Source organism: Parapusillimonas granuli (genome assembly GCF_013416525.1).
In the GTDB taxonomy this organism is placed as follows: domain Bacteria; phylum Pseudomonadota; class Gammaproteobacteria; order Burkholderiales; family Burkholderiaceae_B; genus Parapusillimonas; species Parapusillimonas granuli.
Map to the genome: position 1 here is coordinate 115,459 of NZ_JACCEM010000003.1, position 26,497 is coordinate 141,955.

Here is a 26,497-nt window from a genome sequence, read left to right on the forward strand (position 1 = left end):
TCATTGCCCAGTATGACCGAAACCCCCGAATTTTCCGACCTCTCGCCGTCATGGAAACGTCTCGCGGAGCGCGTCGGCGCGCAGCACTGGCCCGCGGCGACGCTGTACGTGGTGGCCACGCCCATCGGCAACCTGGGGGACCTCGGCTTGCGCGCCTGGCAGGCATTGGCGCGCTGCGACGTGATCGCCGCGGAAGACACCCGCGTCAGCCGCGCCCTGCTCGAGGCATGGGGCATCGGCACGCCGCTGATGGCCGCGCATCGCCACAACGAGGCGCAGGCGGCGCAGTCGATACTCGAACGGCTGGCCAAGGGCGAGCGCGTGGCCCTGGTCTCCGATGCGGGCGCGCCCGCCGTCAGCGATCCGGGGGCGCGCATCGTCCGCGCCGTGCGCGCCGCCGGCTACGGCGTGACCGCCATACCGGGCCCGAGCGCCGTCATCACCGCCTTGATGGCCAGCGGCGCAACGTCGGACGAGAATCCCGCCTTCGCCTTTGCCGGCTTCATCCCCGCGAAGCCGGGCGCGCGGCGCAAATGGCTGCAGCGCTGGTGCGCGCTGCCGGCGCCGGTGGTGATGTTCGAGTCGCCGCACCGGCTGGCGGCGTCCATCCGCGACATGCACGACGTCTGCGGCGCGCAGCGGGAACTGACCGTGGCGCGCGAACTGACCAAGCGGTTCGAGCAGGTCCATACCCTGACCCTGGGCGAGGCCCAGGCATGGCTGGAAGGCGACCCTCATCGCGGCCAGGGGGAGTTCGTGCTGATCGTGCACGAGCCGGAGCAGGAGGCGGACGACCAGGAGCTGGATTCCGCCACGCTGTCCTTGCTGGACGCCTTGCTGGAAACGGTTTCCGTGCGGGACGCGGCCCGCATCGCCGCGAAGGTCAGCGGCGCGCCGCGCGACGTCCTGTATGCGCGGGCGCTGGCCCGGCAGGCGTCAGCGCAGGGCCATTGAGGACTGCAGGCCGGTTTCCTGCTGTATGCGCATGGCGGCATTGACGGCGGCCGTGCGCGAAGGATAGGGCCCGATGCGCACGCGGTGCAGGCCGTCCCCTTCCTGGACATAGGCTTGCCGGGACTCGAACTGCCCGATCTGCTGGTTCAGCCTGCCGGCAAGATTGACGGCGGTCTGGGCCGCGCTGAACGCGCCGAACTGCAGGAAGACGTCGGCCCCCGGCGCCGAGGCGGGCGGCGTGCCGGCGGCGGGCCGGGAAGCATCCGCGGCGGCGGCCGGCTGCGACACGCCCGGGATCACATCGCCGCCTGCGGCCCCATCGTGCTTGAGCGCGTCCAGCGCGTTGGGCGTCGGCGGGCCGGCTTGCCGCGCGATGAGGATGGGCGCGTCGGGCGCCGGCGCGGGCTCCAGCGGCGCGGGGCGCGGCGCGGCGGGGGCCGGCGTCTTGGTCGGCGGGCGAGCGTAGCGGCCGCTGCGGATGTCGTCGTTGGTGATCGCCTCAACGACCACCTGGCCGCTGCCGGGCCCGGTCAGGCCGAGCTTGGCCGCCGCCACGTAGGACAGGTCGATGATGCGGGAGCTGTGGAAGGGGCCGCGGTCGTTGATGCGGACGATGATCGACCGGCCCGTGGTGGCATGCGACACGCGCGCGTAGCTGGGCAAAGGCAGGGTGGGGTGCGCGGCGGTCATGGCGTACATGTCGTAGGTTTCGCCGTTGGCCGTCTTCTTGCCGTGGAACTTGCGCCCATACCACGACGCGGTGCCCTGCTGCCGGAAGGGCCGGTCGTCGCGCACCGGAACATAGCGCTTGCCAAATACCACGTAAGGCTTGAAATTGGCCGGGGAGTGCCGTTCTATCCTGGGCTGGGCGTCGGGAATGGAGTCGATGTCGACCGGGATGTTCGAGCCTGGCCCGTCGTCCTTGTAGTAGCCGCCGCGCCCTCCCCCTGTGCTGGAGCAGCCTGCCAGCACGGCGAGCGCGAGACACAGCCAGAGGTGGGCGAACGTGCGGAGCCGGGTCATGGGATATCGGGCGGCGGCTGGTTTCGATGCCTGATCAGCAGGGGCGAGTGGTCGGCGAAACGCAGGGCGAGCTGCTCGGTGACGTACACGGAGCGGTGCTTGCCGCCCGTGCAGCCGATGGCCACGGTGAGGTAGTTGCGCGTGTCCTGCATGTACAGCGGCAGCCAGCGGCGGATGAAACCGGCGATGTCCTCGATCATGGCTTCGACGCTGCCGAACTGCGCCAGCCATTCCGCCACCGCGGGGTCGCGGCCCGTCAGCGGCCTGAGGTTGCGGTCGTAGTGCGGATTGGGCAGGCAGCGCACGTCGAACACCAGGTCGGCGTCCCCCGGCACGCCGCGCTTGTAGGCGAAGGACTCGAAAGTCAGGACGACCGGCGCGCGGTCGGCTTGCACCAGGTCGCGCACCCAGGCGCGCAGCTGCCCGGGGGTGAGGTCCGAGGTGTCGATGACGTGCTCTTGCTCACGCAGGGGCGCGAGCAGTTCGCGTTCGGTGTCTATGCATTCCTGCAGCGACGGCGACTTGCCGTCCTTCTGGAGCCGGTCGGTGAGCGGATGCCGCCGGCGGGACTCCGAATACCGCTGCTGCAGGGTGTGATCGTTCGCGTCCAGGAAAATGACGCGGAAGGCCATGCCCATGGCGCGCAGGCTGGTGATGACGCCGGGCAGGTCGTCCAGTTCGCCGGGCGAGCGGACGTCGATCGCCACGGCGACCCGCTCCAGGCCGCTTTCGCTCGTGCTGGCGATGAAATCGTGCAGAAAGCGCACAGGCAGATTGTCGACGCAGGTATAGCCCGCATCTTCGAGCAGGCGCAGGGCCACGGACTTCCCCGAGCCGGATATCCCCGTGATGAGCACGATTTTGAGCATGACGAGAGAGCTTCCACTTGGTGGGGCGCGTCGCATGGGCGCGGCCCCGGAACACGATAGATTGCCGCCGTCGTCGCGGACCGGCAGGGCCTTATTCTTGCCGGCTGCTTTCCATGATGGCCAGCGCCTGGCGTTCTATGAATTCGCCCATGGTGTCGATGCCGCGGAATGCCAGGATGGTGTTGCGCACCGCGGCCTCGACCAGCACGGCGAGGTTTCTGCCCGCCGCCACCTGCAGCATCACCCGCTTGATGGGCAGGCCGAGGATTTCCTCGGTCTGGTCCTGGACGGGCAGGCGTTCGAAGGTGTCGGCATTGGAGCGGACCAGCTGCACCTTGAGCTTGAGCGTCATCTTGCGCCGCACCGAGGTCTCGCCGAAGATGGTGCGGATGTCCAGCAGGCCCAGGCCCCGGACTTCGAGGAGATTCTGCAGCAGGGGCGGGCAATGCCCTTCGATGATGTGGGGCGCGGTGCGCGAAAGTTCGACCGCGTCGTCGGCCACCAGGCCGTGGCCGCGGGAAATGAGTTCCAGGGCGAGCTCGCTTTTCCCCAGGCCCGATTCCCCCGTGATGAGCACGCCCAGCCCGAGGACGTCCATGAAGACGCCGTGCACGGTGGTCTTGGGGGCCAGGCGCTTGCCCAGATAGATGCGCAGCAAGTCGATGACGCGCGCGGCTTCCATGGGGGTGGACAGCAGCGGTATCTGCTGCTGGTTGCAGAAGGCCTGCACTTCTTCGGGAATGGGCCGGCCTTCGGCGATCAGGATGGCGGGCACGTTGCCGGCCAGCAGGTCCTGCAGGAACTGCCGGCGCCGGCCGGCGTCGGAACGCGTGTAGAAGGCGAGCTCTTCGGTCCCGAAGACCTGGATGCGGGACGGGTGTATGAGGTTGAAGTGCCCCACGAGGTCGGCGCCGGACTTGCCGATGTCCGGGACGAGCCTGTGCGCTGCTTCCAGGCCGGCTTCCCAGGCGAACGGGATTTTTTCCGCATTGTCGCTGACGAGGTCTTGGATGGTAAGCATGCTGGGGCCCGCCCTGGGGGTTATTGCCCGCCGCCGGTCAGGAGCCGGTGTATCACGGCGGGATCGGTTTCGGTGGACAGCGCCTGCCGGAGGCTGGGGTCGGACATCAGGCGGGCGATTTCCGCCAGGAGGTCCAGGTGCAGCTGGGTGGCGGTTTCAGGCACCAGCAGGATGAACAGCAGGCTGGCCATGCGCCCGTCGGTGGCGTCGAAGCGCACCGGGTCGGCCAGCCTGATGAAAGCGGCACAGGGCTCTTTCAGGTCCTTGATGCGGCCGTGGGGGACGGCGACGTGGTGCCCCAATGCCGTGGACCCCAGGCGTTCACGAGCGATGAGGCTGTGAAAAACCGCCGTGCGGGCGATGCCTTGGTGGTTTTCGAAGAGCAGGCCCGCTTGTTCGAAGGCGCGCTTTTTGCTGGTGGCAGCAAGATCGAGCACGACGTTCGACAGCGGCAGGATACGCGACAATAAGTTCATAAGGTGATTATATGAGCTTTGGCGCTTTTGCATCAAAGTGGCATAACTAAGGCCTCAATCACGCGGGGCGATCGAGGCCGGATGCCATCGGACGGCAGCGCTGTTCCTGGCAGGCGTATCGGGCCTGCGGCAGCCGGGCGCGATGGGAGCGAGTGTTACTCGATGGCGGACACGTCTTGCCGTTTGACGGGCTCGTGAGCGTGATCCTGGACTTTGGTCTTGTACTTGATGACTTGCCGGTCGATCTTGTCGGCCAACAGGTCTATTGCGGCGTAGAGGTTTTCATCGGAGGCGGCGCAGTGTATGTCTTTGCCGCGCAGGCGCATGGTGACTTCAGCCGTGTGCTTGAGGCGTTCGATCGAGAGTATGACCTGCGTGTCGATGACATTATCGAAATGGCGCGATACCCGCGACATCTTGTTGAGTACGTATTCGCGAATTGCGGGGGTTACATCCAGGTGACGACCACTGATGCTCAGGTTCATATTGGGCTCTCCTTGCTAGAAAAAACGGGGCGCGGATGCGCGTCATGTGTGTATGGCAGGACTCCTTCTAATCTGTTCGTCATGATTCCAGTGTATAGATTATGCGGCCGAAATCAAGTGGCGGGCGCCGGGGGCGGCGCGGGTTTGGACGTTGCGGATGGACTGAATGACGGGGGTTTGAGCTAAATCAAGGGCGCTCGCCGGGCGGCGGCCCGCCCTCGGGCTACATCTTGAAATTCTTGCCCAGATAGACTTTCCGCACCGCTTCGTTGTCGATGATTTCGTTGGGATGGCCGTCGGTCAGCACCTTGCCCTCGCTGATGATGTAGGCCCGGTCGCAAATGCCCAGCGTTTCCCGCACGTTGTGGTCCGTGATCAGCACGCCGATGTTGCGGCTCTTGAGGAAATGCACGATGCGCTGGATCTCGATCACCGCGATCGGGTCCACCCCCGCGAACGGCTCGTCGAGCAGAATGAAGCGCGGATGCGTGGCCAGCGCGCGCGCGATCTCCACGCGGCGGCGCTCGCCGCCCGACAGCGAAATCGCCGTATTGTTGCGGATGTGCCCGATCTGGAGCTCGTCGATCAAGGACTCCAGGTTTTCGCCGATGGCGGCCGATGTCAGCGGCGCGCCCGCCTCGTCCAGCTGCAATTCCAGCACCGCGCGGATGTTTTCCTCGACCGTCAGGCGCCGGAAGACCGAAGCGTCTTGCGGCAGATAGGACAGCCCCAGGCGCGCCCGCTTGTGCATCGGCATGCTGGTGATGGGCACGCCGTCGATCTCGATGCGGCCGGCGTCGGTGGGGACGATGCCCACGATCATGTAGAAGCTCGTGGTCTTGCCCGCGCCGTTCGGCCCCAGCAGCCCGACGACCTCGCCGCTGTCCACCGATAGCGAGACGTCCTGGACGACCGTGCGCTTGCCATAGGTTTTCCGCAGCCCCGTGGCGCGCAGGCTGCCTTGCGCTGAACGGGGCGGGCGGACCCTGCCGGGGCGGCCCGCGCCCGAATCCAGCTTGTTGGATTGGAACATAAACGTCGTCTGTGGTTTGCGCCGGGCGGCTAGCCGCCCGACGCGGATTTCTGTTTGCATGCGGCGGCGGCCGCGTCGGCCTTGGCGCGCGACTGCGCCAGGGAGCGCACCCGCCCGCCTTGCGCCGCAGAGTTTGGACCGCCGAAGGCCTGATAGGTTTCCGTCTTTTGCCGATAGACGATGCGTTCGCCCTGGATGTTGTCGAAGGGCTTGCCGCAGATGAAGCGCGTGACCACCGCCTGGCCGATCACTTCGATGTCTTCGGTCTTGCCGTTGTAGATCGCGCGCGTGCCCTTGGCTTCCAGGATCTCGAACTTTTCCGGGTTCTCCTGGCGGATGAACACCAGCTTGCCGGGCTCGACCGTGGCCGTGCCGTGCTGGAAGCCTTCGGCGTCCTCGCTCATGACCAGCTTGTCGGCGCGCAAGGTCATGGGGCCGCGCGTCAGGATGACGTTGCCCGTGAAGACGCTTTCCTTTTTTATGTCGTCGTAGTTCAGCGTGTCGGAAAGAATGAGGGTGTCGGGTTCTTCCGCCGGCTTGGCCGATTTGCCGCCGTTTGCCTGGGCGAGGCCCGACGCCGGCGCGAGCAGGGCGGCGGAGGCGAGCAGGAGAGCGGCTAGGAATGAGGGTCTTTGTGGATTCATGGTTTTTTTTCTGTTCGTCCGGAGGATGTGCCGCGTTTGGAACGGGATTCTTCGCCTGAGATCTTGACGTCGGTGGCCGAAAACACTTGCAATTGCCTGGTCTTGTTATCGTACCGCATGCCTGTGCCGTTCATGACGGATTTTCCGTGCACGACCAGCGCCGGGAGGTCGGTGAAGACCACGTCCTGGTCGGGCAGCAGGGTCAGCTCGTCGCTCTTGACGTCGAGCACGGGGACGTCCTGGCCGGGCTGGCGGCGCACGTGCGCGTCGCCCTTCATGATGATGCGGTCGCCGTTCTGGTCCATGACGGCGGTGTTCGACGTGCCCACGGTAATGGGCGAGCCCGGCTGCTGCCCCACGGCCCGGGCCCGGGTGATTTCGTAGGAGTCGTCGTCCGGGTAGTGCTGCATGCGCTCGCCTTCGAGGCGATTGATGGCGATGCCTTTCTCGTCGGTGCGCACCATGGTGAAATCGGTGGCCCAGGAGTCCGGTTCGTGCGTGATCCGCCGCGGCGGGTCGATGGGGATGGAGCGCCGGGCGTAATCGGCCGCCCACCAGGTGCCGGCGACCAGCGCGAGCAGCAGCAGGATGGCGACGATGGCCGGCGCGCGTTCTTTCATGGGCTTACTGGATCGCGCCGCTCAGGCGCGCGGTGCCGCCGGCCAGGAAGCCGCCAAGCCGGCCCTGCGCCGCAAGAATCAGGTCGCAGCAATCGCGCACGGCGCCCGAGCCGCCGGGGCGGTTCGATACCCAGTGGACGATCTGGCTGACGTAAGCGGGGGCGTCGGGCACGCTGGCGGCGAAGCCCACCCGCTGCAGCGCGGCCATGTCTATGATGTCGTCGCCCATATAGCCCACCTCGGACAGCTCGAATCCGCGTTCCTGCGCCAGGGCGACGATGGCCTGGCCCTTGTCGCGCACGCCCTGGAACACCAGGGAGATGCCGAGTTCGGCGGCCCGGCGCGCCACGATGGGGCCTTCGCGCCCCGTCATCAGCGCGACTTCGATGCCGCTTTCGCGCAGCAGGCGCAGGCCGTGCCCGTCCAGGGCGTGGAAGCCTTTCATCAGCTCGCCGTGTTCGCCGTACCAGAGGCGGCCGTCGGTCAGCACGCCGTCGACGTCGAAGATCATGAGGCGCAGCTGCCGCGCCCTGTCGATGACGGCGGGCGCGAGCTTGGCGAGAATCAATGCTTCGGCGGGGTGGGTCAGTTTGGGCGGATTCATGGTCAGATAACCTTGGCGGCAAGCAGATCGTGCATGTGTAAAGCGCCTAATAATAGCCCGCCGTCATCCACCACCAGCATTTGGCTGAGGCGGCCCGAGTCCATCAGGGCGGCGGCCTCGATGGCCAGCGCGCCCGGCGCGACGGATTTGGGGCCGTGCGTCATGCCCGCCGCGACGGTCAACGGGCGGATGTCGCCGTGCCTGGCGATGAGCCTGCGCAGGTCGCCGTCGGTGAAGATGCCCACCGGCCGCCGCGCGTCGTCCACGACGATGGTCATGCCCATGCCCTTGGCCGACATCTCGGCCAGGGCGTCGGCGATGGGCGTGTCCGCGCGCACGACCGGCAGCGCGGCGCCGGTGCGCATGATGTCGCGCACCCGGGTCAGGAGCTTGCGCCCCAGCGCGCCGCCCGGGTGCGAGCGCGCGAAATCCTCGCGGCTGAAGCCGCGGCTTTCGAGGCATGCGACCGCGATGGCGTCGCCCAGCACCAGGGCGGCGGTGGTGCTGGCCGTGGGCGCCAGATTGAGCGGGCAGGCCTCGTGCGCGACGTGGGCGTCCAGGTGGAGGTCGGCGTTGCGGGCCAGGTCGGAGTTCGGATGGCCGGTGATGGCGATGAGGCGGGTGCCCATGCGCTTGGCGACGCTCAGGACGGTCAGCAGCTCGTTCGCGGCGCCGGAGTACGAAATGCCCAGGACGATGTCCTGGGCGGTCAGCATGCCGAGGTCGCCGTGGATGGCTTCGGCGCCGTGCATGAAAAACGCCGGCGTGCCGGTGGAGGCCAGGGTGGCCGCGATTTTCTTGGCGATGTGCCCGGACTTGCCGATGCCGGTCACCACGACGCGGCCGCGGCAGCCCAGGATCATTTCCACCGCGCGGCCGAAGGAGTCGTCCAGCCGGGCGTCCAGCGCTCGCAGCGCCTCGATTTCCGTGGCGAAAGTGCGATGGGCCGAAGCCAGCGCCTCGCGGGGGTCGGGATTGGGAGGATTTTCCATTTGCCGATTTTAATCACAGAAGCGCTTATACTCAGCGCTGGGCCGTTTTGCTTTTAATCAAGAATTCCATGCATATTGATCCTGTCAGCTACGTGCGCAGCGCGATACGTAGCGTGCCTGACTGGCCGAAACCCGGCGTCACTTTCCGCGATATTACCCCGGTGCTGCAAGATCCCCGGTCCTTCAGGGTGCTGATCGACCTGTTCGTGTACCGCTACATGCGCCAGCGGCTGGATCTGGTGGCGGGCATCGACGCGCGCGGCTTCATTCTGGGGTCGGTGCTGGCCTATGAGCTGAACTTGGGGTTCGTGCCGATCCGGAAGAAGGGGAAGCTGCCTTATCGGACGGTGGCCGAAGAATATTCGCTGGAATACGGCAATGCCGCGGTCGAGATGCACACCGATGCGGTGCGGCCGGGGCAGCGGGTGCTGCTGATCGACGACCTCATCGCCACGGGCGGGACGATGATGGCCGCTTCCAGGCTGCTGCAGCGCCTCGGGGCGAATGTGATCGAGGCCGCCGCCATCATCGACCTGCCGTACCTGGGCGGTTCGGCGGTCCTCAGGAAAACGGGGCTGCCGATCTATACCGTTTGTGATTTCAACGAAGGCGGGTAGCGCCGCGGCGGCCCTGCCCTAGACCAGCACGCGCTCGATTCCCCCCGCATTGGCGTCGCGCACGTAATTCTGCATCCAGTCCTCGCCCAGGATGTGGCGGGCCATCTCGACCACGATGTAGTCCGCTTCCATCCCCGTTTCGCCCTGGTAGCGCGACAATCCCTGCAGGCAGGACGGGCACGAAGTCAGCATCTTGACCTCGCCGGCGTACCCGTCGGCGCGTATGGCCTGCGTGTTCTTCACCAGTTCCTCCGATTTCCGGAAGCGCACCTGCGTCGAGATGTCGGGCCGCGACACGGCCAGCGTGCCCGACTCGCCACAGCAGCGGTCCGTCTTGATCGCCGCATCGCCCACCAGCGCCTTCACCGTCTTCATCGGGTCCTGCAGCTTCATCGGCGTGTGGCAGGGGTCGTGGTACATATAGCGCACGCCCTGCACACCATTGATCTGTATGCCTTTTTCCAGCAGGTACTCATGGATGTCGATCAGGCGGCTGCCCGGGAAGATCTTCTCGAACTCATAGCCGGCCAGCTGGTCGTAGCAAGTGCCGCAGCTGACCACCACCGTCTTGATGTCGAGATAGTTCAGCGTGGTGGCCATGCGATGGAACAGCACACGGTTGTCGGTGATGATTTTTTCCGCCTTGTCCGACATGCCGTTGCCGCGCTGCGGATAGCCGCAGCATAGGTAGCCCGGAGGCAGCACCGTCTGCACGCCCGCGTGCCAGAGCATCGCCTGCGTGGCCAGGCCCACTTGCGAGAACAGCCTTTCCGAACCGCAGCCGGGGAAATAGAACACGGCCTCGGTGTCGGCGGACGTGGCCGCCGGGTTGCGGATGATGGGCACGTAGTCCGGGTCTTCGATGTCCAGCAGCTTGCGCGCGGTCTGCTTGGGCAGGCCGCCGGGCATCTTCTTGTTGACGAAATGGATCACCTGCTCGCGTATGGGGGCCTTGCCCTGCGTGGCGGGCGGCTGCGCCACCTGCTTGCGCGCGCTGCCGGCCAGCACGTCGTGCGCGAGGCGCTGCGCCTTGTAGCCCACGTCGATCATGGCCTTGCGGGTCGCCTTGATCACGGCGGGGTCCTTGGCGTTCAGGAAGAACATGGCCGCCGTCGTGCCGGGATTGAAGGACTTCTTGCCCATGCGGCGCAGCAGCGAGCGCATTTCCATCGACACGTCGCCGAAGTCGATGTCGACCGGACAGGGGTTGTAGCACTTGTGGCAGACCGTGCAATGGTCGGCCACGTCCTCGAATTCCTCCCAGTGCTTCAGGCTCACGCCGCGCCGGGTCTGCTCTTCGTACAGGAAGGCTTCGATGAGCAGCGAGGTCGCGAGGATCTTGTTGCGGGGCGAATACAGCAGGTTGGCGCGCGGCACGTGGGTGGCGCAGACCGGCTTGCATTTGCCGCAGCGCAGGCAGTCCTTGATGGCGTTCGAGATGGAGCCGATTTCGCTGCGCTGCATGATGAGCGATTCGTAGCCCAGCAGATTGAAGCTGGGCGTCCAGGCGTTGCGCAGGTCGGCGCCGGGCATGAGCTTGCCGGCGTTGAAGTGGTCGTTGGGGTCGATGCGGCGCTTGTAGTCCTGGAAGGGCGCGAGCTCTTCCTCGGTCAGGAACTCGTACTTGGTGAGCCCGATGCCGTGCTCCCCGGAAATGACGCCGTCCAGGCTGCGCGCGATGCGCATGATGCGCGCCACCGCCTCGTTGGCTTCGCGCAGCATCTCGTAGTCGTCCGAGTTGACGGGGATGTTGGTGTGGACGTTGCCGTCGCCGGCGTGCATGTGCAGGGCCACGAAGACGCGGCCCTTCAGCACGCGGTCGTGGATGGCCTGGATCTCGGCCAGGACCGCCGCGCAGTCCGCGCCCGCGAAATAGCGCTCCATCAGGGCGCGGACCTCGGTCTTCCAGGAAATGCGCAGGGTGTGGTCCTGCACCAGGTCGAAGATGGTGGCGCCGGGCTGCTCGGCCAGTCTTTCCTCCAGCACGGGGCGCAGGTGCTGCAGGCCGAGCCCGCAGAGCGTCCCGACGTTCCCGGCCAGGGGCAGGTCCAGGCCGTTCAGCAGCCAGTTCCAGCGTTCGCGCACGGCCCCGACGCTTTGCAGCGCGTCGCGCGTGCGCCCCGCCAGGATTTCCTCGCGGGTGTGCTCGGCGTCGTCGTGGTCCTGGATCTTGCCGATGGGCAGGTCGCCCCGCAGGAAGGCTTCGATCTGGTCCAGCAGCCGCAGCTTGTTGCGGGTGGACAGCTCGATGTTGATGCGTTCGATGGCGTCGGTGTATTCGCCCATGCGGTTCAGGGGAATCACGACGTCTTCGTTGATCTTGAAGGCGTTGGTGTGGCGCGCGATGGCCGCGGTGCGCGCGCGGTCGAGCCAGAAGCGCTTGCGGGCCTCGGCGCTGACGGCGACGAAGCCTTCGCCGTGGCGGGAATTGGCGATGCGCACGACCTCGCTGGCCGCCGTGGCCACGGCGTCGGCGTCGTCGCCGACGATGTCGCCGATGAGGACCATCTTGGGCAGCACGCCGCGCTTGCTTTTCGTGGCATAGCCGACGGCGCGCAGATAGCGCTCGTCGAGGTGCTCCAGCCCGGCCAGGATGGCCCCGAGCGCCTTGCCCGGGCCGTCGAGGTAGTTCTTGACCTCGACGATGGACGGCACGGCGTTGCGCGCCTGGCCGAAGAATTCCATACAGACGGTGCGGGTGTGGGCCGGCATCCGGTGCACGATCCAGCGGGCCGAGGTGATCAGGCCGTCGCAGCCTTCCTTCTGTACGCCGGGCAGGCCGGCCAGGAATTTATCGGTGACGTCCTTGCCCAGGCCGGTCTTGCGAAAGCGCGCGCCTTCGATGACCAGCAGCTCGCTGCGCAGCGGCACGGCGCCCGGGGCGTGCCGGCCGTCGAACCACTTGAGCTCGAAGCGGGCTTCCTTGGCGTCGTGGATCTTGCCGAGATTGTGTTCCAGGCGGGTGACTTCCAGCCAGTCGCCCTGGGGGTCGACCATGCGCCACCAGGCCAGGTTGTCCAGCGCCGTGCCCCACAGCACCGCTTTCTTGCCGCCCGCGTTCATGGCGACGTTGCCGCCCACACAGGAGGCGTCGGCCGAGGTGGGGTCCACCGCGAAGACCTGGCCGGCGGCTTCGGCCGCTTCGGCGACGCGGCGCGTGACCACGCCCGCGCCGGTGAGTATGGTGTGGACGGGTTCGGCGACGCCGGGCAGCCGGGTCGGTTCGGCCGGGCCCATGGCGTCGAGCTTTTCGGTGTTGATGACGGCGGACCGCGCGGTCAGGGGGATGGCGCCGCCGGTGTAGCCGGTGCCGCCGCCGCGCGGAATGATGGTCAGCCCCAGCTCGATACAGGCGCGAACCAGCGCCGCGATTTCATTTTCGGTGTCGGGCGTGAGGACCACGAAGGGGTATTCCACGCGCCAGTCGGTGGCGTCGGTGACGTGCGACACGCGGGAAAGCCCGTCGAACTTGATGTTGTCCTTGTGCGTGATGCGGCCCAGGCGCTTGACGGCTTTCTTGCGCAATTCCGTTGTTTGCACGAATTCTTCTTCGAAGCTGGCCACGGCATAGCGCGCCGCGCCCAGCAGCTTCGCGACCTTGCCGTCGCGCTCGGTGCAGCTGGTGTCGCGGCGCTGGTCGATTTCGTTCAGGCGGTGGTTCAGCGCGTGGATGAGCTGTTGCCGGCGCTTGGGATTGTGCAGCAGGTCGTCTTGCAGATAGGGGTTGCGCCTGACCACCCAGATGTCGCCCAGCACCTCGAACAGCATGCGCGCGGACCGGCCCGTACGGCGCTCGCCCCGCAGCTCGGACAGCATCTGCCATGCTTCTTCGCCAAGCAGGCGCAGCACGATTTCACGGTCGGAGTAGGAGGTGTAGTTGTAGGGGATTTCGCGCAGGCGCGGGGTGGCGGCAAGAGGTGCCTGTGAGGCAAGCAGATGACTGGCGACGGGGGCGTTCATGACAAGAGAAAAGGATGGCCCTTAAAGACACAGTGTAAGGGATAAGGGCGAGTTTAAACCAGAACGCCCGGCCGGCCTCAGTAGCTGCCGGGGAAGATCCACAGCAGGATGCTGGTCATGCCCGCATAGCGCAGGAACTTGCCGATGGCCATGTACAGCACCGAGGGCCAGAAAGGCAGCTTGAGCCAGCCGGCGACCGCGCACAGCGGATCGCCCAGCAGCGGCAGCCAGGAAAACAGCAAGGCGCGCGGGCCGAGCCGGTGCAGCCAGTAGCTGACGTAGTCGTGCCAGCGGCCGCCGGCACGGTTCTTGACCTTGTGCGGATGGGTTTCGCGCCAGCGCTCGTAGGCCTTTTCCGCGCCCAGGCCCATGCCGTAGCTGATGGCGCCGCCCAGCGTGTTGCCGACCGTGGCGACGAGAATGGCGGCCCAGAACATGTCGGGCGCCATCTTCAGGTAGCCGAAGACCGCCGGCTCGGACCCCATGGGCAGCAGGGTCGCCGACACCAGGCTCACCACGAAGATGGCGCTCAGCCCGACGCTGGGCAGCGCCAGGGTGACGAGCAGCCAATGTATCGAATGTTGCAGCCAGGCTTCCATAAGGAATCCGTGAAATGAGGTGGCGCTAGTTTATCGCCGAAAACGATCGAGGCCGTGGATTGCGCTATGGTATCCTTTTGCTACAACTCCGCCGCATTTTCCCGCCCTCGTATCACCGCACTCTCTCATGTCGACTGACTATCTAAAGCGCATCCTGACGTCCAAGGTCTATGACGTGGCCGTCGAGACCCCTCTTGATTTCGCTCCCCAGGTTTCCGCAAGAGTCCACAACAACGTCTACCTCAAGCGTGAAGACACCCAGCCCGTGTTCAGCTTCAAGCTGCGGGGCGCCTACAACAAGATGGCCAACCTGAGTCCCGCGGAACTCAAGCGGGGCGTCATTGCGGCCTCGGCCGGCAATCACGCGCAAGGGGTGGCCATGTCGGCCCGCCGGCTGGGCTGCCGCGCCGTCATCGTCATGCCGGTCACCACCCCGCAGGTCAAGATCGACGCCGTGCGCGGCTTCGGCGGCGAAGTCGTGCTGGCCGGCGAAAGCTTTTCCGACGCCTACGAGCACGCCAAGGAACTCGAAAAGAAAGAGAAGCTCACCTTCGTCCATCCTTTCGACGACCCCGACGTGATCGCGGGCCAGGGCACGATAGGCATGGAGATCCTGCGCCAGCATCCCGGCCCCATCGACGCCATTTTCGTGGCGATCGGCGGCGGCGGGCTGATCGGCGGCGTGGCGGCCTACGTCAAGCAGCTCCGGCCCGAGATCAAGATCATCGGGGTCGAAACCTTCGACTCCGATGCCATGCTGCGCAGCGTGAAGGCGGGCCGCCGCGTCACGCTGAACGACGTCGGCCTGTTTTCCGACGGCACGGCGGTCAAGCAGGTCGGCCTGGAGACCTTCAAGCTGGCGCGCGAGTTCGTCGACGACTATGTGCTGGTCGACACCGACGCCATCTGCGCCGCGATCAAAGACGTATTCCAGGACACCCGCAGCGTGCTCGAGCCCGCGGGCGCGCTTGCGCTGGCGGGCGCCAAGCGCTATGCGGCGGTCAACAAATGGAAGGACAAGAACCTGGTCGTGATCGCCTGCGGTGCGAACATGAATTTCGACCGCCTGCGCTTCGTGGCCGAGCGCGCCGACGTCGGCGAGGCGCGCGAGGCGCTGTTCGCCCTGACCCTGCCCGAGAAGCGCGGCAGCTTCCTGCGCCTGTGCGAGGCCGTGGGCAACCGCAGCGTCACCGAATTCAACTATCGCATCTCCGACGCGGAGCAGGCCCATGTCTACGTCGGCCTGCAGATCCGTTCCGAGGCCGAGATCGAGAAGCTGGCCGTGAACTTCCGCAAGAAGGGCTTCCCCACGCTGGACCTGACCAGCAACGAGATGGCCAAGACGCATTTGCGCTACATGGTGGGCGGGCGTTCCGCGCTGGCCAACCACGAGATGCTGTTCCGCTTCGAATTCCCCGAGCGCCCCGGCGCGCTGATGAAGTTCCTGGGCGCCATGAGCCCGGACTGGAACATCAGCCTCTTCCATTATCGCAACCAGGGCGATGACTACGGCCGCATCCTGGTCGGCATACAGGTGCCGCCCGCCGACAAGAAAGCCTTCAAGGATTTCCTCGACGGCCTGGGCTATCCGTACTGGAATGAAAGCGAAAACCCCGCATACCGGCTCTTCCTCTGAGCGGATGGCGGCGTCGTTCGTCTACCGGCCCCGGCTTGGGCTGGAAATGGAAATGGTGGTGGCGGACGCCGGGTCCGGCGCCAGCCTGCCCGTGCGCGATTATTTCGACGCGCTGGCCGAGGCGAAGCGGCGCAGGGGCGTCGCATGCGAACCCTATTACCTCGGCGGGCGCTGCGTGGGCCTGAGCACGCCCCCGGCCGATTGCGGCCTGGACAACGGTTTCAACCTGCTGGAAACCGCGCTCGCGCCGGTGGAAGGCGGGCCCGGCGGCCTGCAGCGCCTGGCCGACGCGGCGCACGCCGAACTGGCGGACACGCTGGACGCCTTGCGGGCCGACGGGGCCTGCGTGCTCAGCGCATCGCAACACCCCACCTGCGGGCGCGACGCCGAATGGTATGGGCGGGTCTGCGTGCCCCGGCCCATCTACCGGGAACTGCGCGAATACCGCGGCTGGCATCATTGGGAAGGCATAGACGCCAAGGCGCAGAACGGCGCCAATACCTCGGTTCCGGTCCGCGACGCGATCCGCGCATTGAACGTGGCGGTCGCCCTCGCGCCGGCCGGCATCGCCTTGTTCGCCAACAGTCCGATCGAATCCGGGCGGGCAGCGGGCTACAAAGAGAACCGCATGCGGCTCTGGCCGCGCGTGTTCGCCCCGGCGCGCTTTCCCGGAGACCTGCGCCTGTGCCGGTATCCGGCCCGGCCTTTTCGCGATCTGGCCGACTTCTTCCACTGGATGTTCGGCCCCGGCACGGTCACCCGCGGCCTGCCGCTGGAGCCGTCCGACGATTACAAATCGGTCCCGACCGCCTTGCCGGAAGGCGACCCGTGCCTGCTGGACTTCCTTCGCGCCGAGCGCTGGCCCGCGCGGCGCATGGACACCGGCCGGCCGGAAGAACTCGTGCCGCATGCGGGACATTTCGAGTATTCGCAGATCGGCCAGTTTCTCGACGCCAGGCTGCGCTACAAGCTGCACGCGCCGCCCTCCCTGGACGAAATCATGCGGGCCTGGGAGCGCGACGGCGGCCTGGAAGAGTTGTTCGAGCGCTGCGGCGCCGATCCCTACATCGAGGCCCGCGGGCCGGGCGCCGCCTTTGCCGACGCGGACTTGCTCGAAGAAGCCGGGGACGAGGCGGCGCGCAGCGTGCTGGTTGCGCCGTCGGCCTTACAGGCCGGCTTGCTGGCCAATCTGGACGAGGCCTGCCGGCTGCTGCGAGACTACACTTGGGAAGGCCTGGGCGCCCTGCGCGAGCCTGCGATGCGGCTGGGCCTGGCGCACGAGGGCGTCCGGACTTTATGCGCCGAGGTCCTGGCCTTGGCCCGGGACGGGCTGGACGCCGCCGACCGGCATTGGCTGGCCTATCCCGAATTCATGCTGGCCACCGGTCGCAGCGCGGCCGACCGCTTGCTGGACACCTGGAATGCCGCCGCCGGCGCGCCCGAGGCGCGCATGCGGGCGGTCTTGGCCAGGCATGCGGCCCTGCATCCGGATGCGCTGCGCGGCGCCGATCCAAGGAAAAGCCGCGTCAGCGAAACTTGACCAAGCCGAACCGCTCGTTCACGGGTTCGAAAACCGCCGTGACGGTCGAGCCGATCACCGGCATCGAATCACCCGCTTCCGCCGCAGGGTTCGCATACAGGCGAATCCCTCCTTCCAGTTCAACCAAGAGAACGGTGTAGGGCAGCTTGTCTTTGAACTCGCTGAAATAGGCGCGATGGAAGTGGCACCATGCCAGGACGCGTCCGGTCGTTCCGATTTCCACCCACGTCGATGCCTGGCTTCCGCATTTCGAGCAGAGGGGGGCCGCTGGAAACCGGAGCTGCGCGCATCGGCCGCATCGCTGCACGCGAATCCGGCCCATGCGGGCGCCTTCCCAATGAACGCAATTCGCATCGTCCGCGGACATCAAACCTGGCAAGCCGGCCATCATGGAGAATCCGAAAATATGATGGAGCTGCTCAACGGCGCAGCGCACATGTAATGGACATTTCGAGGGCCGCCGATTTGCCGCGCACCGGCCGTTCCTCGGACTTGCCTGACGCTTTCAGCGATGAGTCCCCACCCCTGCATATAGCTTTCCGATAAATGGCCGCCGTTCGTGTTGGCGGGGAATCGGCCGCCGTCCAGAGCCAGCGTTCCCTGCATGACGAACGGGCCGGACTCCCCATGGCCGCAGTAGCCGAAGCCTTCCAGGGTGAACAGCACGGTGGGGCTGAAATTGTCGTAGATCATCAGCGCGCCCATGTCGTCGGGACCGAGGGCGGCTGTCTGGTACACCGATGCCGCGACGGTCTGCATGGGCGCGCGCCAGTAGTCGGAAGGCGGGAAGCCTGAGTCTCCGGGGGCCAGCGCGCTTGCGCAGGCGCGTACGTAGACGGGCGGATTCTTCTGGTCGCGCGCGGCATGCGCGCTGGAAAGAATGACGGCGACGCCGCCGTCGTTGATCAGGCAGTAATCGAACAGGCGCAAAGGCTCGGCGATGAAAGGGCTTTGCTCGTAATCGGATCGGGTGATGGGCTTGCGCATGACGGCCGCCGGATTCAGCAGCGCATGCCGGCGAAAGGTCGTGGCGATGGCGGCCAGCGCGTCGGGCGTCGTGCCGTACTGGTGGGCATGCATTGAAAACATCATGGCGTGCACGGCGCCGGGCGAGGTCATCCCGTATGGGAACCAGACCGCGCCATCGTTTCCCGCATAGCGGTCCCCCGACCCGCCGTATTTCGCCCCGGCGGATTTGCCGTCATTGCCGTACACGATGGCAACGTTGGCGGCCTCGCCGGAGGCGATGAGCGAACTGGCCAGGCGCACCGCAAGACCGCTCATCCTGCCTTGCCCCGGCAAGGGCATGGCGATGCCCGGCTCGATGCCGAACAACTGCGCAAACCGCAGGTATTCCGGGATGCGCATGACGATCAGGGCGTCGATGTCCGACTTGGCCATGCCCGCGTCGTCCAGCGCGGCCGATAATGCCCGCGCGCCCAGCGTGTATGAATTTTCATTGCTCAACGCGCCGAATTCGGTGGCGCCGATGCCGGTGATGATCGCTTTGCTGCGCATGTTCATCTCCAAGTCGCCGCCAAGCGCTGCTCCGGCATGCCTTGCGCCTGGACCTGGAACGCCAGCACGCGCCCGGCCAGGGGCTGGCCGGCCAGAGCCGGCGCGATGCGCGGATCGCCCATGGTCGTCACGAAGAGCGTACGCAGGTCGGAATCGCCGAACGCGCAATGCGTGGGGTGGGAAACCGGCAGGTCCAGAACCCCTACCAGCCAGCCTTCGGGTGAATACCGTTCGATGCGCCCTCCGCCCACGCTGGCGCTCCAGAGGCAGCCGTCGGAGTCCATCGCGCTGCCGTCGGGCTTGCCCGACCCGCCCGCCGCCTGGACGAACAGCCGCCCGTCCGCCGCCTGGCCGTCCATGAGCCCGGCCTTTTCGTAGCGATGGATGGTTCGCGCATGCGTGTCGGAAAAGTAGAGAAACCGGTCATCCGGACTGAAGCAGATGCCGTTTCCCAGAATGGCGTGGCTGGGAAAGGCCCGGGCGTCCGTCGCGGAGGCGATGCGAAGGATGGCGCCGATCCTGGATACGCACCGCCGGTCCATGGTGCTGATCCAGACGGCGCCATGCCGATCGCAGCGGCCGTCGTTGAAGCGTTCGTCCGGCGACATGGGCCATGCGCCCGCCAGGGGAGCGACGCATGCGTCGGAGAGATCCAGCCAGACGAACCCGGAGCGCAAGGCCGCCAGCAGGCGGCCCGGCTGGGCGAGGTAGATCGAGGCCACCGGTTTCGGCATGGCATAGCGCCGCAGCGCGTGGTTCGCATACGCATAGATTGCCGGGTCAACGACGTCTATCCAGTGGAGCGTGCCGGAATGAGGGTCCCAGACAGGGCTTTCCCCCAGCATGCAGACCGCGTCGGAGCGCCACGTCAGTTTGGAGTCCAGTTTCACTTGCAAGCTCTCATTGGAGTCGGGAGGCTTCAATCCAGCTTGATGCCGACCTGTTTCGCTATGCCGCCCCATTTCCGCCGCTCGTTGGCGATGAAATCACGGAACTCGTCGCGCGTCGATTCCACGATGATGAATCCGCTGGCCTCCAGTTGATTCCTGACATCCGGCATCTCCTGGATTTTCATGAGTTTCGCATGCAGGTCCTGGACGATCTCCAACGGGGTTCCCGCGGGAACCAGGAATCCGCTCCAGTCATAGATTTCGAAGCCCTTGAGCGTTTCGTCCATGGTCGGCGTGTCGGGGTAGCGGGACAGCCTCGTATCGCTGGTCACCGCGAGCGCGGTGAGTTTTCCGCTTTGCACCAAGGGCCATACGCCGGCCTGATTGCCGAAAACGATATCGATCTCGCCGCCGGCGACGCCGACTATCGAGGCGGGGGTGGAGCTGAACGGGATATGGGTCAGCGTGATCCCGGCGCTCGTGTTGAGATATTCGCCGGAAAGATGCTGCCCGGTCCCGTTGCCGCCGGAGGAAAAGGTCAATTTGGTCGGCTTGGCCTTCGCCTGCTCGATGAGATCGGCCAGCGTGTGGATGGATGAGGTTTTCGCGGCGGCCAGCACCAGGGGAGACTTGACCAGTTGCGCGACCGGCGCGAAGTCGCGCTGCGCGTCATAGGGCAGGCGCGTGTATACGCTTGGATTGATCGCCAGATTGCCGAGCGCGCCGATGACGAGCGAATACCCGTCCGGCGCAAGCTTGGACGCATAGGCCAAGCCGATGCTGCCGCCGGCGCCCGGCTTGTTTTCGACGTAGAAAGACTGGCCGTACAGCTCGCTCAGCTTTTGCGCATAGATGCGCGCGATCAGATCGGGATTCGAACCCGCCCCCGCGGGCACGACGATGCGCACGGGCTTGGCCGGGTAGGGCGCGGCGGCGGCCGTCAATGCGCCAATTGCCAGGGGCAGGGCGACGATGAGCCTGCCCAGTCGCGCGAGTGGATTGAATTTCATGCTGTTCTCCTTTTGTGAATGCTTCCGGCCACTTGGGGTTCATGTGCTGGTCGAGAAAAAGGTCTCGCCGATCTTGTTCTTTTGCACTTTCTTGGTCGTCGTCAACGGCAGTTCGTGTTCGGCGACTATCCGAATCTTGCGCGGCACCTTGTAGGCGGCCAGCGAGCTCTTGCAGAAGGAAAGTATTTCGTCGCTGGTCACGGCCGTGCCGGGCTTCTTCACCACGACCGCTGCAAGCAGCTCGCCCCGCACCGTGTCCGGCAAGCCGACCACGTGCGCCAGGTAGAGGGCCGGATGCTGCAGCAGGACGGCCTCCACTTCCGCGGGAGACACGTTTATCCCGCCGGTCTTGACCATCTCTTTCAGACGGCCTTGAAAGAACATGAATCCTTGTTCGTCGACATAGGCCAGATCGCCGGTCCTGAAATAGCCCTCGTCGTCGAACGCTTTGGCCGTCTGTTCCGGATCCTTGTAATAGCCGGGAGTCACATAGCCCTTTAGGCAGAGTTCGCCGATCCGCCCCGGGGGAAGCCGCTTGCCGTCGGGGTCGACGACTTTTTGCAGGACACCGGGCAGGGGGCGGCCGCATGAGGTCAGGCGCAATTCCAGGGGATCGTCGACGTCGGTGACATGGGAATTGCCATAGACCTCGCTCAGGCCGTAGAGATTGCATATTTGCGGGGCCATTTCGATCGCCCGGATCCTTTGCTCGCGATTCCCGGAGGCCGACCCGCCGCGCAGCGACGAGAGGTCCCTTCTTTTGCGGTCCGGGTGGTCGTATAGCGCCTGCGCCATATTGGGGGTCGCATAGATCAGCGTGCACTGCTCCCGCTCGATCAGTTCCAGCGCCGCGCCGGCGTCGAAATGTTCCTGGAGCACGATGGCCGCGCCGTGGGTGAGCATGTTCATCAGGGCGTTCGAGCACCCGTATCCCCAGAAGAGGGAGACCGCAAGCCATAAGCGGTCGCGGCGAGTCACGTGATGCCGTTCGCCGATGTTCCAGGTGTTTTCGATCAGGGCGTAGTGCTGCAGCTGCACGCCCTTGGGGCGGGCCGTGGAGCCCGAGGTGTACAGCAGGATGGCGACGTCGTCCCCCCGCACCGCGCTCATGCGATGCCGCAGCGTGGGCTCGCTTGGCCATTCGGCCCCTTCGATCCTGCCCAGAAACGGCAGCCAGCCGTTGGGCAGGTCGTCGGTGACGCCGATCACGCGCTCCAGCAAGGGCGCTTTCGCCCGTATCGCTTCCAGGTCGGAAAATACGTCCGCGTAGTCCGTTTTGAGAAATCTGCGCTGAAGAATGAGATGCTTGGCATCCGAATGTTCAAGCATGTATTCGAGTTCACGAGGCGTTGCCCAGGTATTCAGGGCAACCGCCGTTGCCCCGATGCCGGCGATGGCGAGCGCGCTCACGACCCACTCGATCCGGTTTCCCATGAGCACCGCGACTTTGTCTCCGGGCGCCACGCCCAGGTGGATCAGCCATCGCCCCGCTTCCCACACGGCATCCTTGAGTTCGGCGTACGTTAGCGTGCGGCCGCCGCAGATCAATGCCGGCGCGGCGGGATAGGCGTCCGCCTGCTCGCTCAGCAGACGCGGTATGGTTTTTGATCCGGGCCGTTGGTTCATGCGTGTCGTTCGCCATGATGTGTTGGAATTACTGAAATTCTAAGGAGCGCGAATGCATGCAACAAGCTTATTTGCTGTTATATTTTTTATTCCGTAAAGTTATTCATTCCCTCGTTGAGAGCCAAGGCCGTCGATGAACAAAGACTTTGAAATAGACCTCGGCACGCTGCGCGTGGTCCTGGCGGTCGCTGAATGCCTGAGCTACACGCGCGCGGCGCATAAGCTGGGCATCACCCAGCCCGCCGTCAGCAAGCGCATCACGGCGCTTGAACGGAAGTTGCGCACCAAGCTTTTCCGCCGGGACGGGCAGCGTTTCTTTCCCACGGATGCATGCAGCGCCTTGTGCGAGCGGGCGGAGCAGATCTTCAGCCTTGTCGACCAGCTGACCGAGTCGACGCTGCATTTTTCCGAAAGGCCGACCGGCTCGGTGGCCATCGGCGTGCCGCAGAGCACCGGGGAGCGCCTGCTTCCGCTGCTCGTGCCGGCATTCCGGGACCGCTATCCGGGCATCTTCGTCCGGGTGGAGCAGGGATATGTCGCGGATCTATTCGAGCAGCTCATGGCCAAGCGGATCGACATCGCCATTCTGTTCGGCCATTTCAGCTCCCCGAATGTGGAGCTCGTTCCTCTTGCGGACCATGAGCTGGGCATCCTGTATCCCGCCTCCTGGAGCCGGCGCAGCCCATTGGGCTACCCGGTGCCCGAGGAGATATCCTTGAAGGAAGCGGCGCTGCTGCCATTGATCGCGCCGAGCATCGAACAAAGCCTGCGCCCCTTGATAGAGCGGACGTTCCATGCGGCCAGGCTGCGGCCGAACATCGCGATCGAGATCAATAGCCTGGCGCTGCAAATGAGCCTGGTGGAGACCGGCTTCGGATGCATCTTCATCACGGAACGCGCAAAGCTGGGCGCCCGCAACGGGTCCGCCATGAAATTCGCCAGGCTGGCGGACGCGAGCATGACATGGCCGATGTCGATGGCCTTTCGCAGGCATGGCCAGAATACCCAGGCGGCCAAATTGATGATGGCCATGATCCAGGATTGCATGCCTGCTTTGATGCGCTGACCCGTCGCGCGGGCTCGGGGAATGAAACGCTGCGCGGGCGGCCCGTCAGGGCGCTTTCTCGTAGACCTCGTCGGCCGCCAGCAGGATGTCGACGGGCGGGTCGAAGCCTATGATGCGCGCGGTGCCCAGGTTCAGCGCGATCTTGGGCGGGTCGACCCATAGCTGGCTGAGCTGCCGGGGCTTGGCGCCGTTGAGGATGCGGGCGATGGTTTCGGCGTGGAACAGACCGACGTAGGACACGTCGGCGCGGGCCAGGCTCAGCAATATGCCTTGCTCGACTTCTTGCGAGCCCGCCATGGAAAAGCTGGGGATCTTCGCTTTTTCCAGGATGTGCGCCAGGTCTTTGATGGACGCGCTGGTGATGCCGCGATGCAGGGTGACGTAGAAGGCATCGACCTTGTTCGACAGCTGGCGATAGCAGTTCAGCGCGTTCTCGATGGCCGCTTCGGTGCTGATGCTGCTGGACCGGGCGTGGCAGTGCTCGACCGCGAAGCCGAGCTCGCCCGCCACTTGCTCCACGGCGTCGACGGCGGCGTAGCTGCGGCCGGCGTCGCTGTCTTCATAGACGATGCCCAGTTTCTTGAAAGGCACGATGCCGTGGAAGAGCCGGACCTGGCGCTGGAAGCGTTCGGGTTCGACGCGGGCATGCAGATTGTCGCGGCCGCTGTCGGCGGCGCTGTCGGAGATCCGGGCGGCGATGGGGTCGCTGGCCGAGCCGACGATGGTCGGCACGGGCGGGCCCAGCGCGCGCATGTCCTGGCCGGCCCAGGTGCCCATCGCAATGATGAGGTCGATGTCTTTTTTGTCGTTGAGGCGGCGCATGATGGCCTCGCGCATGGGGGCGCGCTGCTCGGCATCGAAGTTGCCGGGCTGCCACCAGGCGTCCTCGACGAATTCCAGGTGGTTGCTGCGGACGTTCCGGCTGAGCCAGGACCACATTTCCCGGCCCGTCATGCCGGCGGGCATGTCTTCGCTCAGGCCCAGCCAGCCCAGGCGCTGCAGGCCTTCGACGATGGCGTCCAGCGTGCGCGGGTACTCGCTGTATTCGCCGCTTTCGACATAGCCCAGGCGCCAGCGGGAGCCGTCGGGCTTGCCGACCGGCGAGGTCATGAACACCTGGGGCGCCGCGGCGGCCTTTCCGCCGCCGCCCTGCGCCTGGGCGAGCGGCGTGCAGAGCAGGCCCAGCACGGCGAAGATGGCGGCGAGGTAGCGTGAAATCATGGATCGGCCCTTTTGGCTGCGATGACGGTGATGTCGTCCGATTGATCGGTGTCGTGCGCGAATTCGCGCACGTGCCGGATCAGCGCGTCGGTGGTGGCCTGGGCATCGGCGGGCGGGCGGCGGGCAAGGAATTCGAACAGCCGGGATTCGCCGTACAGCTCGCCCGCGGGGTTGAGCGCCTCGGTGACGCCGTCGGTATAGCCCAGCACCGTTTCGCCCGGCTCCAGCACGGCGGTGAAGAGGCGGTAGGGCAGGCCGTCCTGGACGCCGCAGGCCGGGCCGCTGCGCCCTTCCAGCATGCGCAGTTCGCCGTTGCGCTGCAGTACGCACAAGGGCGGATGGCCCGCGTTGGCCCAGGCCAGCTCGCCCGATTCGAGGTCGACCACCGCGAGTATCAAGGTGACGAACATGAGGTTCGGGTTGTTCTCGGCCAGGCGGTTGTTCACGCGTTCCATCAGTTGCGCGGGGTCGGTCTCGTCTTCGGCGCAGGCGCGGACGAGCGTGCGTGTGACGGCCATGAACAAGGCGGCGGGCACGCCCTTGTCGGAGACGTCGCCGATGACGAAGCAGAGCTTGCCGTTGTTCAGCAGGAAGTAGTCGTAGAGATCGCCCCCCACTTCTTTGGCCGGCAGCATGGTGGCATAGAGGTCGATCTTGTCGAGGATGGATTGTTCCAGCGGCACGGGGAGCAGGCCCATCTGTATGTCGTGGGCGATGCTCAGTTCGCTTTGCAGCCGCTCGCGGCTGGAGGTCTCCTGGACCAGGCTGGCGATTTTCTCGCGCAGCTGCTGGTCCATGAAAATGAAGGTGGCGGCCAGCCTGCCGACCTCGTCCGGCTGCTTGCGCGGCAGTTGCGCGATGTGGTCGGGGATGTCGGCCGCCGCGCTGAGGTCCTGCTCGGGCAGCTTGCGGGCGAAGTCGCTGAGCTGCTGCAGCGGCCGCGTGATGCGGGCGGACATGGCCCAGGCCACGAGCAGGGACAGGCCCAGCACGCCCAGGAAGATGGTGCCCAGTCGGAAGCGCAGGGCGGTGGCGGGACGCGTCAGGTCGTCGGTGGGCACCGCCGCCACGATGGTCCAGCCCAGGGGCTTGAAGCGGGAGGCGCTGATTTCCCAGTCGCTCTTGTCTTCCGGGCTGTCGAAGGTGAAGGTGGCGATGTCCCCGTTGGGAGGGGGGATCCGGCGCAGCAGGTCGCGCAGCGTCGATCGGCTTTCGGGCTCGCGCTCGTCGAGCATGCCGGCGTGCATGGCCGGCAAGGGGGAGACCAGTTCGTCGTCGTCCCGCAGAATGAAGGCGAAACCCGAATCGGCCAGGCGCAGCGAACCCAGGGCCTCGCTGACGGCGGTTTCCATTTCGTTGCGCCGGCGGTCGAATTGCTCGGAGACTTCGCGCGCGCTGTCGGTGATGGCGAAGATCCAGTCCCAGGGCTCGAAATAGGCAAAATAGGCGTAGCGCAATTCGCCCTGGCCGTCGCCGGCCAGCGACGGCCAGCGGTAGATGGCGAAGCTTTGCCCGGTGGTGCGGGCTTCCTGGTAGGCCGAGGCGGCCAGGTCGTGCCCTTTGAAGTCCTTGACGGTCGCCAGGCTCATGCCCAGCAGTTCGCGCTTGCCGCTGGCCAGGGCGATGAGGTCGCGGTTGAAGACGAAGGCGTAGCGGCCCTTGTCCAGGTTCAGGCCGTTGATCCATTTCTTGGCCAGGTCCTGGGCTTCGGTGGTGGTGATCTGCCGGCGTTCGACCTGTTCGGCGAACATGTCGAGCACCGAGCGCACGGTGGCGCCCAGCTGCACCAGATGGCTTCTGCCGTTGCGCACGGTGAGGATCTTGTCGTTCAGCAGCGCGCCCCAGCGGGCCTCGCTGTCGCGCACCAGCAGGTTGAGCACGTTGCGCACCGCTTGCTGTTCGCTGGCGACCACGCTGCGGGTGACGTTGCGCTGGGTGACCAGGAGCACCGCCACGGCGACGACCAGCAGGGTCAGGCCGACCAGCAGGAATATTTTGCTGCGCAGCGAGGTCAATCGCATAGAAGACACCGGCTCGGTATTCATTTGCATGGGATTGTAAATTACTATTGCATGTCTGCGTTGGCCTTTCCG

General features: G+C 65.8%; 24 protein-coding genes. 5 read left to right on the forward strand and 19 right to left on the reverse strand.

Going from position 1 to position 26,497, the window contains the following annotated elements:
* Positions 1–12: 12 nt before the first annotated feature.
* Positions 13–954, forward strand: a complete 942-nt coding sequence (gene rsmI, locus H0A72_RS05900; protein WP_180154147.1) for a 16S rRNA (cytidine(1402)-2'-O)-methyltransferase — start codon at positions 13–15, stop codon at positions 952–954.
* Here rsmI and H0A72_RS05905 read toward each other — a convergent pair.
* From H0A72_RS05905 to H0A72_RS05950, 10 genes are all read right to left on the reverse strand, one after another.
* A complete protein-coding gene (locus H0A72_RS05905) occupies positions 937–1,977 on the reverse strand; it encodes a septal ring lytic transglycosylase RlpA family protein (protein WP_180154148.1) in 1,041 nt (346 codons plus the stop codon). The two genes, rsmI and H0A72_RS05905, sit on opposite strands and share 18 nt — an antisense overlap.
* A complete protein-coding gene (rapZ, locus tag H0A72_RS05910) occupies positions 1,974–2,846 on the reverse strand; it encodes an RNase adapter RapZ (RefSeq protein WP_180154149.1) in 873 nt (290 codons plus the stop codon). The genes H0A72_RS05905 and rapZ overlap by 4 nt, the downstream gene beginning before the upstream one ends.
* Before the next feature lie 91 nt (positions 2,847–2,937).
* Positions 2,938–3,867: an HPr(Ser) kinase/phosphatase gene (gene hprK, locus H0A72_RS05915; RefSeq protein ID WP_180154150.1), complete on the reverse strand. Its 930-nt coding sequence runs from the start codon at positions 3,865–3,867 to the stop codon at positions 2,938–2,940.
* A gap of 20 nt (positions 3,868–3,887) precedes the next feature.
* Complete coding sequence (locus tag H0A72_RS05920; protein ID WP_180154151.1) at positions 3,888–4,343, reverse strand: PTS sugar transporter subunit IIA; 456 nt, start codon at positions 4,341–4,343, stop codon at positions 3,888–3,890.
* 155 nt (positions 4,344–4,498) lie between these two features.
* A complete protein-coding gene (gene hpf, locus H0A72_RS05925) occupies positions 4,499–4,828 on the reverse strand; it encodes a ribosome hibernation-promoting factor, HPF/YfiA family (protein ID WP_180154152.1) in 330 nt (109 codons plus the stop codon).
* 223 nt (positions 4,829–5,051) lie between these two features.
* Positions 5,052–5,861 carry an LPS export ABC transporter ATP-binding protein gene (gene lptB / locus H0A72_RS05930; RefSeq protein ID WP_246436869.1) on the reverse strand — a complete coding sequence of 270 codons (810 nt, stop codon included), beginning with the start codon at positions 5,859–5,861 and terminating at the stop codon, positions 5,052–5,054.
* 29 nt (positions 5,862–5,890) lie between these two features.
* Positions 5,891–6,505, reverse strand: a complete 615-nt coding sequence (lptA, locus tag H0A72_RS05935; protein ID WP_180154153.1) for a lipopolysaccharide transport periplasmic protein LptA — start codon at positions 6,503–6,505, stop codon at positions 5,891–5,893.
* The gene (lptC, locus tag H0A72_RS05940; protein ID WP_180154154.1) at positions 6,502–7,125 is read right to left on the reverse strand and encodes an LPS export ABC transporter periplasmic protein LptC; all 624 of its coding nucleotides are present in this window, start codon (positions 7,123–7,125) and stop codon (positions 6,502–6,504) included. Before lptC ends, lptA begins: the two co-directional genes overlap by 4 nt.
* A 4-nt stretch (positions 7,126–7,129) precedes the next feature.
* Entirely contained in the window at positions 7,130–7,735 is a 606-nt protein-coding gene (locus H0A72_RS05945; RefSeq protein WP_180154465.1) for a KdsC family phosphatase, read from the reverse strand.
* Positions 7,732–8,721: a KpsF/GutQ family sugar-phosphate isomerase gene (locus H0A72_RS05950; RefSeq protein ID WP_180154155.1), complete on the reverse strand. Its 990-nt coding sequence runs from the start codon at positions 8,719–8,721 to the stop codon at positions 7,732–7,734. Before H0A72_RS05950 ends, H0A72_RS05945 begins: the two co-directional genes overlap by 4 nt.
* A gap of 68 nt (positions 8,722–8,789) precedes the next feature.
* Here H0A72_RS05950 and H0A72_RS05955 point away from each other — a divergent pair, with 68 nt between their 5' ends.
* Positions 8,790–9,338, forward strand: a complete 549-nt coding sequence (locus tag H0A72_RS05955; RefSeq protein WP_180154156.1) for an adenine phosphoribosyltransferase — start codon at positions 8,790–8,792, stop codon at positions 9,336–9,338.
* An 18-nt stretch (positions 9,339–9,356) separates the two neighbouring features.
* On the opposite strand, the gene H0A72_RS05960 is transcribed toward H0A72_RS05955, so the two are convergent.
* Together H0A72_RS05960 and H0A72_RS05965 are read right to left on the reverse strand one after the other, a co-directional pair.
* Positions 9,357–13,298, reverse strand: coding sequence for a DUF3683 domain-containing protein (locus tag H0A72_RS05960; RefSeq protein ID WP_180154157.1), 3,942 nt, complete (start codon positions 13,296–13,298; stop codon positions 9,357–9,359).
* Positions 13,299–13,375: 77 nt separating this feature from the next.
* The gene (locus H0A72_RS05965) at positions 13,376–13,897 is read right to left on the reverse strand and encodes a YqaA family protein (RefSeq protein ID WP_180154158.1); all 522 of its coding nucleotides are present in this window, start codon (positions 13,895–13,897) and stop codon (positions 13,376–13,378) included.
* A gap of 127 nt (positions 13,898–14,024) precedes the next feature.
* On the opposite strand from H0A72_RS05965, the gene ilvA reads away from it, so the two are divergent.
* Both ilvA and H0A72_RS05975 read left to right on the forward strand, forming a co-directional pair.
* Positions 14,025–15,533, forward strand: a complete 1,509-nt coding sequence (gene ilvA / locus H0A72_RS05970) for a threonine ammonia-lyase, biosynthetic (protein WP_180154159.1) — start codon at positions 14,025–14,027, stop codon at positions 15,531–15,533.
* A gap of 4 nt (positions 15,534–15,537) precedes the next feature.
* Positions 15,538–17,073 (forward strand): glutamate-cysteine ligase family protein, encoded by a 1,536-nt coding sequence (locus tag H0A72_RS05975; RefSeq protein ID WP_425502487.1) that lies wholly within the window; start codon positions 15,538–15,540, stop codon positions 17,071–17,073.
* Here the strand turns inward: H0A72_RS05975 and H0A72_RS05980 are convergent.
* Genes H0A72_RS05980 through H0A72_RS06000 form a run of 5 tightly spaced genes read right to left on the reverse strand, consistent with a single transcriptional unit; the run spans position 17,060 to position 22,117 of the window.
* Positions 17,060–17,464, reverse strand: a complete 405-nt coding sequence (locus tag H0A72_RS05980) for a Zn-ribbon domain-containing OB-fold protein (RefSeq protein ID WP_180154161.1) — start codon at positions 17,462–17,464, stop codon at positions 17,060–17,062. The genes H0A72_RS05975 and H0A72_RS05980 overlap by 14 nt on opposite strands.
* On the reverse strand, positions 17,461–18,591 hold the full coding sequence (locus H0A72_RS05985; protein WP_246436868.1) for a thiolase family protein: 1,131 nt from the start codon (positions 18,589–18,591) through the stop codon (positions 17,461–17,463). The genes H0A72_RS05980 and H0A72_RS05985 overlap by 4 nt, the downstream gene beginning before the upstream one ends.
* A 2-nt stretch (positions 18,592–18,593) precedes the next feature.
* Entirely contained in the window at positions 18,594–19,481 is an 888-nt protein-coding gene (locus H0A72_RS05990; protein WP_180154163.1) for an SMP-30/gluconolactonase/LRE family protein, read from the reverse strand.
* 29 nt (positions 19,482–19,510) lie between these two features.
* The gene (locus H0A72_RS05995; RefSeq protein WP_180154164.1) at positions 19,511–20,491 is read right to left on the reverse strand and encodes a Bug family tripartite tricarboxylate transporter substrate binding protein; all 981 of its coding nucleotides are present in this window, start codon (positions 20,489–20,491) and stop codon (positions 19,511–19,513) included.
* Between the two features lie 39 nt (positions 20,492–20,530).
* Complete coding sequence (locus H0A72_RS06000; protein ID WP_180154165.1) at positions 20,531–22,117, reverse strand: class I adenylate-forming enzyme family protein; 1,587 nt, start codon at positions 22,115–22,117, stop codon at positions 20,531–20,533.
* A 133-nt stretch (positions 22,118–22,250) separates the two neighbouring features.
* Between H0A72_RS06000 and H0A72_RS06005 the strand changes: the two genes are divergently transcribed.
* Positions 22,251–23,183: a LysR family transcriptional regulator gene (locus H0A72_RS06005; protein ID WP_180154166.1), complete on the forward strand. Its 933-nt coding sequence runs from the start codon at positions 22,251–22,253 to the stop codon at positions 23,181–23,183.
* 45 nt (positions 23,184–23,228) lie between these two features.
* Here H0A72_RS06005 and H0A72_RS06010 read toward each other — a convergent pair whose 3' ends face one another.
* Both H0A72_RS06010 and H0A72_RS06015 read right to left on the reverse strand, forming a co-directional pair.
* Positions 23,229–24,404 carry an ABC transporter substrate-binding protein gene (locus H0A72_RS06010; protein WP_180154167.1) on the reverse strand — a complete coding sequence of 392 codons (1,176 nt, stop codon included), beginning with the start codon at positions 24,402–24,404 and terminating at the stop codon, positions 23,229–23,231.
* Positions 24,401–26,425, reverse strand: coding sequence for a SpoIIE family protein phosphatase (locus H0A72_RS06015; RefSeq protein WP_180154168.1), 2,025 nt, complete (start codon positions 26,423–26,425; stop codon positions 24,401–24,403). The genes H0A72_RS06010 and H0A72_RS06015 overlap by 4 nt, the downstream gene beginning before the upstream one ends.
* Positions 26,426–26,497: the final 72 nt, after the last annotated feature.